Origin of the sequence: Escherichia sp. AM3 (genome assembly GCF_032029835.1) — a bacterium.
In the GTDB taxonomy this organism is placed as follows: domain Bacteria; phylum Pseudomonadota; class Gammaproteobacteria; order Enterobacterales; family Enterobacteriaceae; genus Escherichia; species Escherichia coli.
This window is the reverse complement of the sequence record NZ_JAVUPQ010000036.1, coordinates 1-14188: the sequence shown is the minus strand read 5'-3', so window position 1 is coordinate 14188 and position 14188 is coordinate 1. Positions and strand designations below refer to the sequence as shown.

General features: G+C 50.2%; 15 protein-coding genes. 6 read left to right on the top strand and 9 right to left on the bottom strand.

All coding sequences use genetic code 11. The features are described from left to right. The first annotated feature begins 8 nt into the window (after positions 1–8). Positions 9–920, top strand: coding sequence for a cysteine synthase B (cysM, locus tag RTW80_RS14070; protein WP_032247362.1), 912 nt, complete (start codon positions 9–11; stop codon positions 918–920). Between the two features lie 188 nt (positions 921–1108). Here the strand turns inward: cysM and RTW80_RS14065 are convergent, their stop codons facing one another. Next, positions 1109–1843, bottom strand: a complete 735-nt coding sequence (locus RTW80_RS14065; protein WP_032247360.1) for a WGR domain-containing protein — start codon at positions 1841–1843, stop codon at positions 1109–1111. Between the two features lie 32 nt (positions 1844–1875). Next, positions 1876–2250 (bottom strand): YfeK family protein, encoded by a 375-nt coding sequence (locus tag RTW80_RS14060; RefSeq protein WP_000719962.1) that lies wholly within the window; start codon positions 2248–2250, stop codon positions 1876–1878. 104 nt (positions 2251–2354) lie between these two features. On the opposite strand from RTW80_RS14060, the gene pdxK reads away from it, so the two are divergent. After that, on the top strand, positions 2355–3206 hold the full coding sequence (pdxK, locus tag RTW80_RS14055; protein ID WP_000096674.1) for a pyridoxine/pyridoxal/pyridoxamine kinase: 852 nt from the start codon (positions 2355–2357) through the stop codon (positions 3204–3206). A gap of 42 nt (positions 3207–3248) precedes the next feature. Here pdxK and crr read toward each other — a convergent pair whose 3' ends face one another. From crr to cysZ, 5 genes are all read right to left on the bottom strand, one after another. After that, a complete protein-coding gene (gene crr, locus RTW80_RS14050) occupies positions 3249–3758 on the bottom strand; it encodes a PTS glucose transporter subunit IIA (RefSeq protein ID WP_000522247.1) in 510 nt (169 codons plus the stop codon). Positions 3759–3798: 40 nt separating this feature from the next. Then, positions 3799–5526 (bottom strand): phosphoenolpyruvate-protein phosphotransferase PtsI, encoded by a 1728-nt coding sequence (gene ptsI / locus RTW80_RS14045; RefSeq protein ID WP_000623136.1) that lies wholly within the window; start codon positions 5524–5526, stop codon positions 3799–3801. 44 nt (positions 5527–5570) lie between these two features. After that, positions 5571–5828 (bottom strand): phosphocarrier protein Hpr, encoded by a 258-nt coding sequence (gene ptsH / locus RTW80_RS14040; protein WP_000487600.1) that lies wholly within the window; start codon positions 5826–5828, stop codon positions 5571–5573. Positions 5829–6211: 383 nt separating this feature from the next. Continuing rightward, entirely contained in the window at positions 6212–7183 is a 972-nt protein-coding gene (gene cysK, locus RTW80_RS14035; RefSeq protein ID WP_000034402.1) for a cysteine synthase A, read from the bottom strand. Positions 7184–7367: 184 nt separating this feature from the next. Continuing rightward, entirely contained in the window at positions 7368–8129 is a 762-nt protein-coding gene (cysZ, locus tag RTW80_RS14030) for a sulfate transporter CysZ (protein WP_000254839.1), read from the bottom strand. A 229-nt stretch (positions 8130–8358) separates the two neighbouring features. Here cysZ and zipA point away from each other — a divergent pair, with 229 nt between their 5' ends. From zipA to RTW80_RS14015, 3 genes are all read left to right on the top strand, one after another. After that, complete coding sequence (gene zipA / locus RTW80_RS14025) at positions 8359–9345, top strand: cell division protein ZipA (RefSeq protein WP_001297862.1); 987 nt, start codon at positions 8359–8361, stop codon at positions 9343–9345. A 70-nt stretch (positions 9346–9415) separates the two neighbouring features. Beyond that, the gene (gene ligA / locus RTW80_RS14020; protein WP_000443700.1) at positions 9416–11431 is read left to right on the top strand and encodes an NAD-dependent DNA ligase LigA; all 2016 of its coding nucleotides are present in this window, start codon (positions 9416–9418) and stop codon (positions 11429–11431) included. A gap of 1 nt (position 11432) precedes the next feature. Continuing rightward, entirely contained in the window at positions 11433–11651 is a 219-nt protein-coding gene (locus RTW80_RS14015; RefSeq protein ID WP_000410201.1) for a DUF3820 family protein, read from the top strand. Here RTW80_RS14015 and RTW80_RS14010 read toward each other — a convergent pair. After that, positions 11648–12646: a bile acid:sodium symporter family protein gene (locus RTW80_RS14010; protein ID WP_000765610.1), complete on the bottom strand. Its 999-nt coding sequence runs from the start codon at positions 12644–12646 to the stop codon at positions 11648–11650. The two genes, RTW80_RS14015 and RTW80_RS14010, sit on opposite strands and share 4 nt — an antisense overlap. Positions 12647–12735: 89 nt before the next feature. On the opposite strand from RTW80_RS14010, the gene RTW80_RS14005 reads away from it, so the two are divergent. Further along, entirely contained in the window at positions 12736–13662 is a 927-nt protein-coding gene (locus tag RTW80_RS14005) for a LysR family transcriptional regulator (RefSeq protein WP_001109799.1), read from the top strand. Here the strand turns inward: RTW80_RS14005 and RTW80_RS14000 are convergent. Continuing rightward, complete coding sequence (locus RTW80_RS14000; RefSeq protein ID WP_000201405.1) at positions 13653–13994, bottom strand: FlxA-like family protein; 342 nt, start codon at positions 13992–13994, stop codon at positions 13653–13655. The two genes, RTW80_RS14005 and RTW80_RS14000, sit on opposite strands and share 10 nt — an antisense overlap. Positions 13995–14188: the final 194 nt, after the last annotated feature.

The window sequence follows — 14188 nt, the reverse complement described above, 5'->3', positions numbered from 1 at the left end:
TAGAGATCGTGAGTACATTAGGACAAACAATAGGCAATACGCCTCTGGTGAAGTTGCAGCGAATGGGGCCGAATAACGGCAGTGAAGTGTGGTTAAAACTGGAAGGCAATAACCCGGCAGGTTCGGTAAAAGATCGTGCGGCGCTTTCGATGATCGTAGAGGCGGAAAAGCGCGGGGAAATTAAACCGGGTGATGTGTTAATCGAAGCCACCAGTGGTAACACCGGCATTGCGCTGGCAATGATTGCCGCGCTTAAAGGCTATCGCATGAAATTGCTGATGCCCGACAACATGAGCCAGGAACGCCGTGCGGCGATGCGTGCTTATGGTGCGGAACTGATTCTTGTCACCAAAGAGCAGGGCATGGAAGGTGCGCGCGATCTGGCGCTGGAGATGGCTAATCGTGGTGAAGGAAAGCTGCTCGATCAGTTCAATAATCCCGATAACCCTTACGCCCATTACACCACTACCGGGCCGGAAATCTGGCAGCAAACTGGCGGGCGCATTACCCATTTTGTCTCCAGCATGGGAACAACCGGCACTATCACCGGCGTTTCACGCTTTATGCGCGAACAATCCAAACCGGTGACCATTGTTGGCCTGCAGCCGGAAGAGGGCAGTAGCATTCCCGGCATTCGCCGCTGGCCTGCGGAATATCTGCCGGGGATTTTCAACGCTTCTCTGGTGGATGAGGTGCTGGATATTCATCAGCGCGATGCGGAAAACACCATGCGCGAACTGGCGGTGCGGGAAGGAATATTCTGTGGCGTCAGCTCCGGCGGCGCGGTTGCCGGAGCACTGCGGGTGGCAAAAGCTAACCCTGGTGCGGTGGTGGTGGCGATCATCTGCGATCGTGGCGATCGCTACCTTTCCACCGGGGTGTTTGGGGAAGAGCACTTTAGCCAGGGGGCGGGGATTTAAGGATTAATAGCATCGGAGACTGATGACAAACGCAAAACTGCCTGATGCGCTACGCTTATCAGGCCTACAAGGTTTCTACAATATATTGAATTAGCACGATTTTGTAGGCCGGATAAGGCGTTTACGCCGCATCCGGCATAAACAAAGCGCACTTTTTTAACAGTTGTTGCTGCCGACAAATGCAGTATTTAATTTTCGTGAGGAAACGCCGTAAGGTCATCAATCATTTTTTGAAGTATTGGTGAGTCCTGACCGTCACCCCATTGAAGAATTTTTGCGGTAAGCTGATGACGCGCTAGTGCATTGAGTCCCATCTTTTTAAGTTTATGGGAGATTTTACCCATGACTTTAATCTGACCGAATGCAGTTGCGTAGGTAATCATATTGCTCTGGATAGTGCTCATTTCATCGACTAGTAATTGCGCACGAAAATCCTCTTCAAGAATACTGTCCATAGCGATGTATTTCATACCCCACATAGTTTCAATTAACATTTGAGGGAAATCAGCACAGTCCAGATCCGGCTCTTTACGGAGGCTATTTTCAAGAACGTTTAGAGCATCAGCACCTTCATCGCTGCCAAAAGGAGATTCTTCATCCCAGCAACACATATAAAGTGGATCAGTAAAATGGCACTGGAAGTTTGGGTGTGACGTTTTAACATGTAACCCAATTTCTTCATCATCAAAATAGTAGCGATCCATGAAGTTAAACTTTGGATCTTCTTGATAGCCTTTCTTCATTTTTGCGGCAATCAATTTACTGGCTTCTTTCAGACACTGTTCTTCATTATCGAACTCTTTTGTCTGGAATTTACCAATACTACCTACCTTGCCATAGTTGACAGCTAAACTATCCCCTTCGTAATCTATCCACCAAAATTTATTCGATTTTTCATCGTGATAAATAAAGCGTTTTTTCATGTTACCTCCTGTAAATGCCTTCCCAAAGCGGATTAATTTCCTTCCGCAGGCACCGTTTTATCCGTCTGCGCAATTAACGCATGTAAAAAAGGCTGTGCGTTCTCATCGCTCTTACCGGGGATCTTCACAATATACGGCTTCCCAGTAATCGATGACGACGAAGCAACCTTATCAATAAACTGCTCGGCAGTGTCAATGCGGTTACGGGTATTGCCGAGCTTCAGACGCAGATGAGAAACCGCTTCATAGCAGGTATGTTCATCACCGTTGCGCACAAATATCAAATCCTTTTTCTGTGCTAACCCCTCCAGCATGGCGTTGATGCGGGCTTCTTCATGGGCAGTTAACTTCGCGTAAACGGGGAGTGTCATTAGTAGTGTAATGACCAGACAAATGATTTTCTTCATTGAATTACCTTATCCTTGTTTTGTGATAGCCGATTTGACTGCCAGAATCAGGTAAAGTTTCGGTTGGATTACGATGAGGATCATCGGCAAGGAGAAAAAATTAAATGAGTAGTTTGTTGTTGTTTAACGATAAGAGTAGGGCACTGCAGGCGGATATCGTCGCCGTGCAGTCGCAGGTGGTTTACGGCAGCGTGGGCAACAGCATTGCCGTGCCTGCTATCAAACAGAACGGCCTGAATGTCTTTGCCGTGCCGACGGTATTGCTGAGCAATACGCCGCATTATGACACTTTCTACGGTGGTGCGATTCCGGACGAATGGTTTAGCGGCTATTTGCGTGCGCTTCAGGAGCGTGATGCGCTGCGCCAACTTCGTGCTGTAACCACGGGCTATATGGGAACGGCATCGCAAATCAAAATCCTTGCCGAGTGGCTGACTGCGCTACGCAAAGACCATCCTGACCTATTGATCATGGTCGATCCGGTGATTGGCGATATTGATAGCGGAATTTATGTCAAACCTGACCTTCCCGAAGCGTATCGACAATATTTACTGCCGCTGGCGCAGGGAATTACCCCCAATATCTTTGAGTTGGAAATCCTGACCGGTAAAAATTGCCGCGATCTCGACAGTGCCATTGCTGCCGCAAAAAGTCTGCTTTCAGACACATTAAAATGGGTGGTGGTTACCAGCGCCTCCGGTAATGAAGAAAATCAGGAGATGCAGGTTGTGGTGGTCACCGCCGACAGCGTGAATGTCATTTCCCATTCACGGGTAAAAACCGACCTGAAAGGGACTGGCGACCTGTTTTGTGCTCAGCTCATCAGTGGCTTGCTGAAAGGGAAGGCGTTAACCGATGCAGTGCACCGAGCGGGGTTGCGCGTACTGGAAGTGATGCGCTACACCCAGCAGCATGAGAGCGATGAATTGATTTTGCCGCCGCTGGCGGAAGCATAAAAAAATGGCGCCGATGGGCGCCATTTTTCACTGCGGCAAGAATTACTTCTTGATGCGGATAACCGGGGTTTCACCCACGGTTACGCTACCGGACAGTTTGATCAGTTCTTTGATTTCGTCCATGTTGGAGATAACAACCGGAGTCAGGGTAGACTTGGCTTTCTCTTCCAGCAGCGGCAGATCAAATTCAATGACAGTATCGCCAACTTTCACGCGCTGACCTTCTTCAGCAATACGCTTGAAGCCTTCGCCTTTCAGTTCAACGGTGTCGATACCGAAGTGGACGAACAGTTCAACGCCGCTATCAGATTCGATAGAGAATGCGTGGTTGGTTTCAAAGATTTTACCAATGGTGCCGTCTACTGGCGCGACCATTTTGTTACCCGTTGGTTTGATAGCAATACCATCACCAACGATTTTTTCCGCAAAAACGACATCCGGCACGTCTTCGATATTGACGATCTCGCCAGAGAGCGGAGCAATGATCTCAATAGTTCCGGTATCCTTCTTGTCGTCGGAAACCAGAGATTTCAGTTTATCGAACAAACCCATGATCTTCTCCTAAGCAGTAAATTGGGCCGCATCTCGTGGATTAGCAGATTGTTTTTTCTTCAATGAACTTGTTAACCAGCGTCATTAACTCGTCCGTTGTCGGTTGAGCAAGAGCCTGCTCTGCTAACACCTTCGCATCTTCGAAGTTCGTGTTACGGATAATCTTCTTAATGCGCGGGATAGAAATGGCGCTCATAGAGAATTCGTCCAGACCCATCCCCAGCAACAGAAGTGTAGCACGTTCATCGCCAGCAAGCTCACCACACATGCCAGTCCATTTGCCTTCAGCATGAGAAGCATCAATAACTTGCTTGATCAAGTTCAGCACGGACGGTGACATTGGCTGGTAAAGGTGTGAAATCATATCATTACCACGGTCAACTGCCAGAGTGTACTGCGTTAAATCATTGGTGCCGATACTAAAGAAATCAACTTCTTTGGCTAAATGACGTGCAATTGTTGCGGCAGCCGGTGTTTCCACCATTACGCCGATTTCAATTGACTCGTCAAACGCTTTACCTTCGTCGCGCAGTTCCTGTTTGTAGATTTCGATCTCTTTGCGCAGTGCACGCACTTCTTCAACAGAGATGATCATCGGGAACATAATGCGCAATTTACCGAAAGCCGAGGCACGCAGGATAGCGCGGAGCTGATCGCGCAGGATCTCTTTACGATCCATCGCGATACGGATAGCGCGCCAGCCGAGGAACGGGTTCTCTTCTTTCGGGAAGTTCATGTATGGCAGCTCTTTGTCGCCGCCGATGTCCATGGTACGAACGATAACCGCTTGCGAGCCACACGCTTCAGCCACTGCTTTGTAAGCAGCAAACTGTTCTTCTTCAGTGGGCAGTGCGTCGCGGTCCATGAACAGGAACTCAGTACGATACAGACCAACGCCTTCAGCGCCGTTACGCTCTGCACCTTCAACGTCACGAACCGTACCAATGTTAGCGCATACTTCTACCTGGTGACCGTCCAGCGTAATAGCTGGCAGATCTTTCAGTTTAGCAAGCTCTGCTTTTTCAGAAGCCACTTGCTCCTGAACAGCGCGCATTTTATCAATAACTTCGTTGGTTGGATTGACGTAAACCTGATTATTTACGGCATCCAGAATCAGATAGTCGTCATTTTTCACCTGAGAGGTGACGCTACCGGTACCCACGATAGCAGGTAGTTCCAGAGAACGCGCCATGATAGAGGTGTGGGAAGTACGGCCACCCGCGTCGGTGATGAAACCCAGCACCTTCTTCAGGTTCAGCTGTGCGGTTTCGGACGGCGTCAGGTCAGCGGCAACCAGAATGACTTCATCCTGAATGGCGCTCAGGTCGATAATCTTCAGGCCCAGGATGTTGCGCAGCAGGCGCTTACCGATATCACGTACGTCAGCCGCACGTTCTTTCAGGTATTCATCATCCAGCTCTTCCAGGGCAGAAGCCTGACCTTCGATAACTTCATGAGCAGCTGCGTCAGCTGTCATGTGCTTATCTTTAATCAGGGCTATGATTTCCTGCTCCAGCTCCTCATCTTCGAGCAGCATAATATGCCCTTCAAAGATGGCTTCTTTTTCTTCACCGAACGTTTCACCAGCTTTCGTTTTGATCGTTTCCAGCTGGGCTGATGCCTTGGCACGACCGCTCAGAAAACGTTCAACTTCCTGATCAACCTGGTCGGCAGAAATTTTTTTCCGGTCAATGACAATTTCGTCTTCTTTCAGAAGCAGAGCTTTACCGAAAGCGATACCCGGGGATGCTAAAATGCCTGAAATCATAACCCTACCTTACTTGTGACTGATTTTTAAAAGAACCCGGGAAATTACTCGAGTTCCGCCATCAGTTTAACCAGATGTTCAACCGCTTTCTGCTCGTCTTCGCCTTCTGCGGAGATAGTCACAACGGTACCTTGAGTCAGGCCCAGAGTCTGCAGTTTAAACAGGCTTTTCGCGCTGGCGCTTTTGCCGTTGGAAGTCACAGTAATTTCAGAAGTGAAGCCCTTAGCTTCTTTTACAAACTGGGCAGCAGGGCGGGTGTGCAGACCGTTCGGAGCGGTAATGGTAACTTCTTGCTGGAACATTGTATTTCCCCAACTTATAGGTTTAGTGTTGTGGAACTAAAGTCTAGCCTGGCGGTTCGACTTTAGCCTGTATTGTTAGCGCCAGTTTTTAACAGACGCGACGCACGAAGAGCGCAATACAGTCCATTGCTGGCGGGTGTTGACCGCTGACGTTTCGTACGTCATTAAACATTATGCCGCTAAAGGAAGAATTGAACCAAATCATAAAATCGATTCAGCTTTGGCTTTTCCTGTAACGATTAATTTCGCGCATCAAAATAATTAGTCTGGTTAAATACCAGTTCCGACAGGCTGAATCAATGCCAGGAGGGGCGAAAGTTTGAAGCAGGCCACAAAAAAGCACCTAAAAAGGTGCTTTTTTACGCATTTTTAACAAGCTGGCATTACTGTTGCAATTCTTTCTCAGTGAAGAGATCGGCAAACAATGCGGTGCTTAAATAACGCTCACCCGATGATGGTAGAATAACCACAATATTCTTGTTGGTAAAGCTTTCATCTTCTTGTAGTTTCAACGCCGCGGCAACAGCTGCTCCAGAAGAGATACCTGCAAGAATACCTTCTTCTTCCATTAGACGACGGGCGGTAGAAATGGCTTCTTCATTGGTGATGCCAATGACTTTATCGACCAGCTTGAGATCGAGGTTAGCCGGGATAAAACCAGCGCCAATACCCTGAATTTTATGCGGGCCAGGTTTAATCTCTTCACCTGCCAGCGCCTGGGCGATAACTGGAGAATCGGTTGGCTCAACGGCGACAGATATAAGATCGGTCTTGCCTTTGGTGCCTTTAATGTAGCGGCTGACGCCAGTCAGCGTACCGCCAGTCCCAACGCCAGCAATAAATACATCAACCTGACCGTCGGTATCTTCCCAGATCTCCGGACCGGTGGTTTTTTCGTGAATTTCAGGGTTTGCCGGATTGCTGAATTGTTGCAGCAGCAGGTATTTCTCTGGATTGCTGGCGACAATTTCTTCTGCTTTTTGGATTGCGCCTTTCATGCCTTTAGCACCTTCCGTCAGCACCAGGTTTGCACCTAACGCTTTCAGCAGCTTGCGGCGTTCAATACTCATGGTTTCTGGCATGGTCAGGGTGAGTTTGTAACCGCGAGCGGCAGCTACATAGGCCAGTGCAATCCCGGTATTACCGCTGGTCGGTTCAACCAGTTCAACGCCTGGTTTCAGCACGCCGCGCTTTTCGGCATCCCAAATCATGTTGGCACCGATACGGCACTTAACGCTGAAGCTGGGGTTACGAGATTCCACCTTCGCCAGAATGCGTCCGTTACCGATGCGATTCAGGCGAACCAGCGGCGTGTGACCGATAGTCAGCGAGTTATCTTCAAAAATCTTACTCATGGCCTGTCCTTAACTGTATGAAATTGGGATACAACAGGTAGCATACCCGCTCAGAGAATATGCGGAAGTAAGGATTTAGCATATCTATATGCAGAAGGGAAATAATGACATGCAAGATGGAATAAGGGGCGGCATAAGCCACCCCTGTTTCACACAAACGGTTTACAAAATAACCGTTAGATTGTTACCGCCACATCGCGTGTTTATCGCGATAGCAATCGACCCACATCGCCGTCGCGCCACAAACGGCAACGGGCATAATGAACAGATTAAGCAGCGGGATCATCGTAAACAGACTGGTTAAAGCACCAAACTGCATATTGGTGATTTTGCGTGTGCGCAGGGCGGTGCGCATCTCTTTAAACGGCACTTTGTGGTTATCGAAGGGGTAATCGCAATACTGGATGGCTAACATCCAGGCGCTAAACAGGAACCACAGTACCGGCGCGACGGTTTGCCCAATACCAGGGATGAAGTAAAGAATTAGCAATACAATTGCGCGTGGCAGATACCAGGCAAATTTTTGCCATTCGCGTTTCATGATTCGCGGCACATCTTTCATGATACCGAAAATCCCGGTATCTGGCGGTGTAGCGCCAGTCAATCGTGCTTCCAGTTGTTCAGCCAATAAACCGTTGAACGGAGCGGCAATCCAGTTAGCAATCGTTGAGAAGAAATAGCCAAACACTAACAGCACAGAGATGACAGCCAGGGGCCACAACAGATAGCTCAGCCATTGTAACCAGTCCGGAACATAACTCATGAGAGTCGGGATCCAGACATCGAGTTGCGTAAAGAGCCACCAGAATGCGCCCCCCATCAACAAAATATTGACCAGCAGCGGTAAAATAACGAAACGCCGAATCCCAGGTTGCGAGACGAGCTTCCAGCCTTGCGCAAAATAGTAAAAACCGCTGCGTGGGGCAGATGTGAATGATGAAACCATAATCAGGATGAGCTCCTTTTGACCAATCCCAGGAAAATTCTGCGTATTTTACCGGGTAATTGCGCAATGGACAGTTAGGATATGTTCGAAAAAACAGCAAAAAGCACGATTTCATCTATCTTTGTGCTGTGAAAGTTAATAGTGCACTTGCACTTGAGGTAATCGGCAAATACTCTTAGTGAGTAAATGTTTGCCGTGGTGGCAAGGTGTTAGAACAACAGAGAATATAATGATGCAGGATTTGCGTCTGATATTAATCATTGTTGGCGCGATCGCCATAATCGCTTTACTGGTACATGGTTTCTGGACCAGCCGTAAAGAACGATCTTCTATGTTCCGCGATCGGCCATTAAAACGAATGAAGTCAAAACGTGACGACGATTCTTATGACGAGGATGTCGAAGATGATGAGGGCGTTGGTGAGGTTCGTGTTCACCGCGTGAATCATGCCCCGGCTAACGCTCAGGAGCATGAGGCTGCTCGTCCGTCGCCGCAACACCAGTACCAACCGCCTTATGCGTCTGCGCAGCCGCGTCAACCGGTCCAGCAGCCGCCTGAAGCGCAGGTACCGCCGCAACATGCTCCGCGTCCAGCGCAGCCGGTGCAGCAGCCTGCCTATCAGCCGCAGCCTGAACAGCCGTTGCAGCAGCCAGTTTCGCCACAGGTCGCGCCAGCGCCGCAGCCTGTGCATTCAGCACCGCAACCGGCACAACAGGCTTTCCAGCCTGCAGAACCCGTAGCGGCACCACAGCCTGAGCCTGTAGCGGAACCGGCTCCAGTTATGGATAAACCGAAGCGCAAAGAAGCGGTGATTATCATGAACGTCGCGGCGCATCACGGTAGCGAGCTAAACGGTGAACTGCTTCTTAACAGCATTCAACAAGCGGGCTTCATTTTTGGCGATATGAATATTTACCATCGTCATCTTAGCCCGGATGGCAGCGGCCCGGCGTTATTCAGCCTGGCGAATATGGTGAAACCGGGAACCTTTGATCCTGAAATGAAGGATTTCACTACTCCGGGTGTCACTATCTTTATGCAGGTACCGTCTTACGGTGACGAGCTGCAGAACTTCAAGCTGATGCTGCAATCTGCGCAGCATATTGCCGATGAAGTGGGCGGTGTCGTGCTTGACGATCAGCGCCGTATGATGACTCCGCAGAAATTGCGCGAGTACCAGGACATCATCCGCGAAGTCAAAGACGCCAACGCCTGATACACTTAAGGCAAATTAACTCCTCTTCGAACCCCCGCTTGTCGGGGGTTTTTAGCATTGATGGTGCGATATGGAATCAATCGAACAACAACTGACAGAACTGCGAACGACGCTTCGCCATCATGAATATCTTTATCATGTGATGGATGCGCCGGAAATTCCCGACGCTGAATACGACAGGCTGATGCGCGAACTGCGCGAGCTGGAAACCAAACATCCAGAACTGATTACGCCTGATTCGCCTACCCAACGTGTAGGTGCTGCGCCGCTGGCGGCTTTCAGCCAGATTCGCCATGAAGTGCCAATGCTGTCGCTGGATAACGTTTTTGATGAAGAAAGCTTTCTTGCCTTCAACAAACGAGTGCAGGACCGTCTGAAAAGCAACGAGAAAGTCACCTGGTGCTGTGAGCTGAAGCTGGATGGCCTTGCTGTCAGTATTCTATATGAAAATGGCGTTTTAGTCAGTGCCGCGACCCGTGGCGATGGCACCACCGGGGAAGATATCACGTCTAACGTGCGTACCATTCGCGCCATTCCACTGAAGCTACACGGAGAGAATATCCCGGCGCGTCTGGAAGTGCGTGGTGAAGTGTTCCTGCCGCAGGCGGGGTTCGAAAAGATTAACGAAGATGCGCGACGCACGGGCGGGAAAGTTTTTGCTAACCCACGTAATGCGGCAGCTGGTTCACTGCGTCAGCTTGATCCGCGTATTACAGCGAAGCGACCGCTCACTTTTTTCTGCTATGGCGTTGGTGTTCTGGAAGGTGGCGAGCTGCCGGATACTCATCTTGGCCGTTTACTGCAATTTAAACAGTGGGGGTTGCCGGTCAGCGATCGGGTAACGCTTTGTGAATCGGCGGAAGAAGTGCTGGCGTTCTATCACAAAGTGGAAGAAGACCGCCCGACGCTGGGCTTTGATATCGACGGCGTGGTGATTAAGGTCAACTCACTGGCACAGCAGGAGCAGCTTGGCTTTGTCGCGCGTGCCCCGCGCTGGGCGGTAGCGTTTAAATTCCCGGCGCAGGAGCAGATGACCTTTGTGCGTGACGTCGAGTTTCAGGTTGGGCGTACTGGCGCGATTACGCCTGTTGCGCGTCTGGAACCTGTCCATGTTGCAGGCGTGCTGGTGAGTAACGCAACCTTACACAATGCGGATGAAATCGAACGTCTTGGTTTACGCATTGGCGATAAAGTGGTGATTCGCCGCGCTGGCGACGTGATCCCGCAGGTGGTTAACGTCGTGCTTTCTGAACGCCCGGAAGATACCCGTGAGGTTGTATTCCCGACGCATTGTCCGGTATGTGGTTCTGACGTTGAGCGTGTGGAAGGTGAAGCGGTTGCCCGCTGTACCGGTGGCCTGATTTGCGGTGCGCAGCGTAAAGAGTCGCTGAAACACTTTGTTTCCCGCCGTGCGATGGATGTTGACGGAATGGGCGACAAAATCATCGATCAGCTGGTTGAAAAAGAATATGTCCATACTCCGGCAGATCTGTTCAAACTCACCGCAGGCAAACTGACCGGACTGGAGCGTATGGGGCCAAAATCGGCACAAAACGTGGTTAACGCGCTGGAAAAAGCGAAAGAAACCACCTTTGCTCGCTTCCTCTATGCACTTGGCATCCGTGAAGTCGGCGAGGCCACCGCAGCAGGTCTGGCGGCATATTTCGGCACGCTGGAAGCGCTGGAAGCCGCTTCGATTGAAGAGCTGCAAAAGGTGCCTGATGTTGGCATTGTCGTTGCATCCCACGTTCACAACTTCTTTGCCGAAGAAAGCAACCGCAATGTCATCAGCGAGCTGTTGGCGGAAGGTGTTCACTGGCCTGCGCCGATCGTTATCAACGCGGAAGAGATTGACAGCCCGTTTGCTGGTAAAACCGTGGTGCTTACGGGCAGCTTAAGCCAGATGTCGCGTGATGACGCTAAAGCTCGACTGGTCGAACTGGGCGCGAAAGTCGCGGGCAGCGTGTCGAAGAAAACCGATCTGGTGATAGCGGGTGAAGCTGCAGGATCTAAACTGGCGAAGGCGCAGGAACTGGGCATTGAAGTCATCGACGAAGCGGAAATGCTGCGTTTGCTGGGTAGCTGAGATGGAAAAAGAGCAGCTGATTGAAATAGCCAATACGATAATGCCGTTTGGCAAATACAAAGGGCGTCGCTTAATCGACCTGCCGGAGGAGTATCTGCTGTGGTTTGCCCGCAAAGATGAGTTCCCGGCAGGGAAGCTCGGTGAGCTAATGCAAATCACGCTGCTGATTAAAACCGAGGGGCTGACGCAACTGGTCCAGCCCCTGAAGCGTCCGCTTTAAGCTTTATCGGCGCTGCTTTCCTGCTGCGCCTGTAACTGTTCGGTCTGGCGTTTGTATCGACGCGCCAGCACCGCACAGACCATCAATTGGATCTGATGGAAAATCATCAGGGGCAGCACCATCATACCGATCACCGATGTGGGGAACAGAATGTTTGCCATCGGGATGCCATTTGCCAGACTCTTTTTCGAACCACAAAAGACGATAGTAATTTCATCTGCCTTATTGAAGCTCAGTCGGCGTGCCATAAAGACGTTAACTACAATCACGATAGCCAGAAGAACGCAGCTGACCACCACGATAAACAGCAATGATCCCCAGCCAACTTTATGCCAGATACCATTAACGACGGCTTCGCTGAACGCTGTATAAACCACCAACAGAATGGACGTCTGGTCAGTTTTCGCAATCCATTTTTTATTGCGCGACACCCAGTCACCAATCCACGGCCGGGAAAGATGCCCCAACACAAACGGCAGCAGCAGTTGCAGCATAATTTTACCGACCTGCTCAAGGCTGCCCCCTGCACCGTGAACATTCATCACCAGACCAACCAGCAATGGTGAAAGGAAAATCCCCAGCAGGCTGGATGCCGACGCAGAACAAACCGCTGCCGCGACGTTACCGCCCGCCATTGACGTGAAGGCGATTGCAGACTGCACGGTAGCCGGGAGAATGCACAAGTAGAGAAAACCGGAGTAGAGCATCGGGTCGACATTTACCGGTTTCCACCAGGCAAACAGTACACCCAGAATCGGAAACAGCACGAAGGTGCTGCACATTACCCACAAATGCAGTCGCCAGTGACCACCGCCAGCAATAATCGCCTCACGCGACAACTTCGCGCCGTGCATAAAGAACAGCAGGGCAATAGCTGCGGTGGTCAGATTTTCAAAGAAGGGGACGAAATCGCCTCTGGCCGGAAAGAAAGAGGCCAGCAACACCACCGTGATCAGGGTTAAGGTGAAAGGATCGAGGATACGAAAAAGTTTCATAAAGACTCCAGATGATCGATGGTTCTATTGTGCTTCTTCCAGTTTGAGAAATAAAATTGATTTATTGCATCCATTCATGAAGAAAACAGATGAATTATTCTTTAAAACAATTAAAGGTTTTCGTCACAGTAGCGCAGGAGAAAAGTTTTAGTCGTGCAGGAGAGCGTATCGGCCTGAGCCAGTCGGCAGTGAGTCACAGTGTGAAGGAACTGGAAAATCATACTGGTGTTCGCCTGCTGGACAGAACCACGCGTGAAGTGGTGCTTACAGATGCAGGGCAGCAGCTGGCTTTGCGTCTTGAGCGACTGCTGGATGAACTGAACAGCACGTTGCGCGATACCGGGCGTATGGGGCAACAACTGAGCGGAAAAGTTCGGGTCGCTGCCAGCCAGACCATTTCCGCGCATCTTATTCCGCAATGCATTGCTGAAAGCCATCGCCGCTATCCAGATATTCAGTTTGTCCTGCACGATCGTCCGCAGCAGTGGGTAATGGAAAGTATTCGCCAGGGAGATGTCGATTTTGGCATCGTCATCGATCCAGGCCCAGTGGGCGATCTGCAATGTGAAGCGATTCTTTCCGAGCCTTTCTTTCTGCTTTGCCATCGCGATAGCGCTTTGGCCGTGGAAGATTATGTACCCTGGCAGGCATTACAGGGAGCGAAATTGGTGTTGCAGGATTACGCTTCAGGCAGCCGACCGCTGATTGACGCAGCGCTGGCGCGCAATGGTATTCAGGCGAATATTGTGCAGGAGATTGGACATCCGGCGACGCTGTTCCCGATGGTAGCCGCAGGCATCGGCATCAGTATTCTTCCCGCACTGGCGCTACCATTGCCTGAAGGTAGCCCACTGGTGGTACAGCGCATTACGCCGGTTGTTGAACGCCAGTTGATGCTGGTGCGCAGGAAGAACCGTTCACTTTCCACCGCCGCTGAAGCGTTATGGGACGTGGTACGAGACCAGGGCAATGCGCTAATGGCTGGTCGGGAAGGGGATCCGTTGTATCAGATATAGATATCGATATGAGTCGTTTTTTCAACAGGATTTAGAAGGGATACATTCAGAGACAAACGCTGCTCTTTCTCCTGCGCCTTTTCTGCCTGCTGTCTCTGCAACTGCGCCAGTTGTGTTTCCAGTAGGGTGATTTGCTGTTGAATCAATTCGGCCTGTTTTTGCTTGTCTTCAGCACTGCCGCTAGTGTCTACAATCTCTTTAATTTGTTGAGTGAGTTTGATGATTTGCTGACTTATCCGCGCGATTTGTGAAGCAACATCGCCACCTTGTGATGCCCTGTTACTACTCTGTGTTTGTATGGAAGGAATTGAAGTTGAAGAGATAGTGGCCATTGTTCAGTCCTCGTCACTGTACGAGGTAATATCGGTAGAAGAACAAGGAACTTGAGAAGAAAAATCAATCTTACAAATCGCAGATAGCAAAAAAGCGCCTTTAGGGCGCTTTTTTACATTGGTGGGTCGTGCAGGATTCGAACCTGCGACCAATTGATTAAAAGTCAACTGCTCTACCAACTGAGCTAACGACC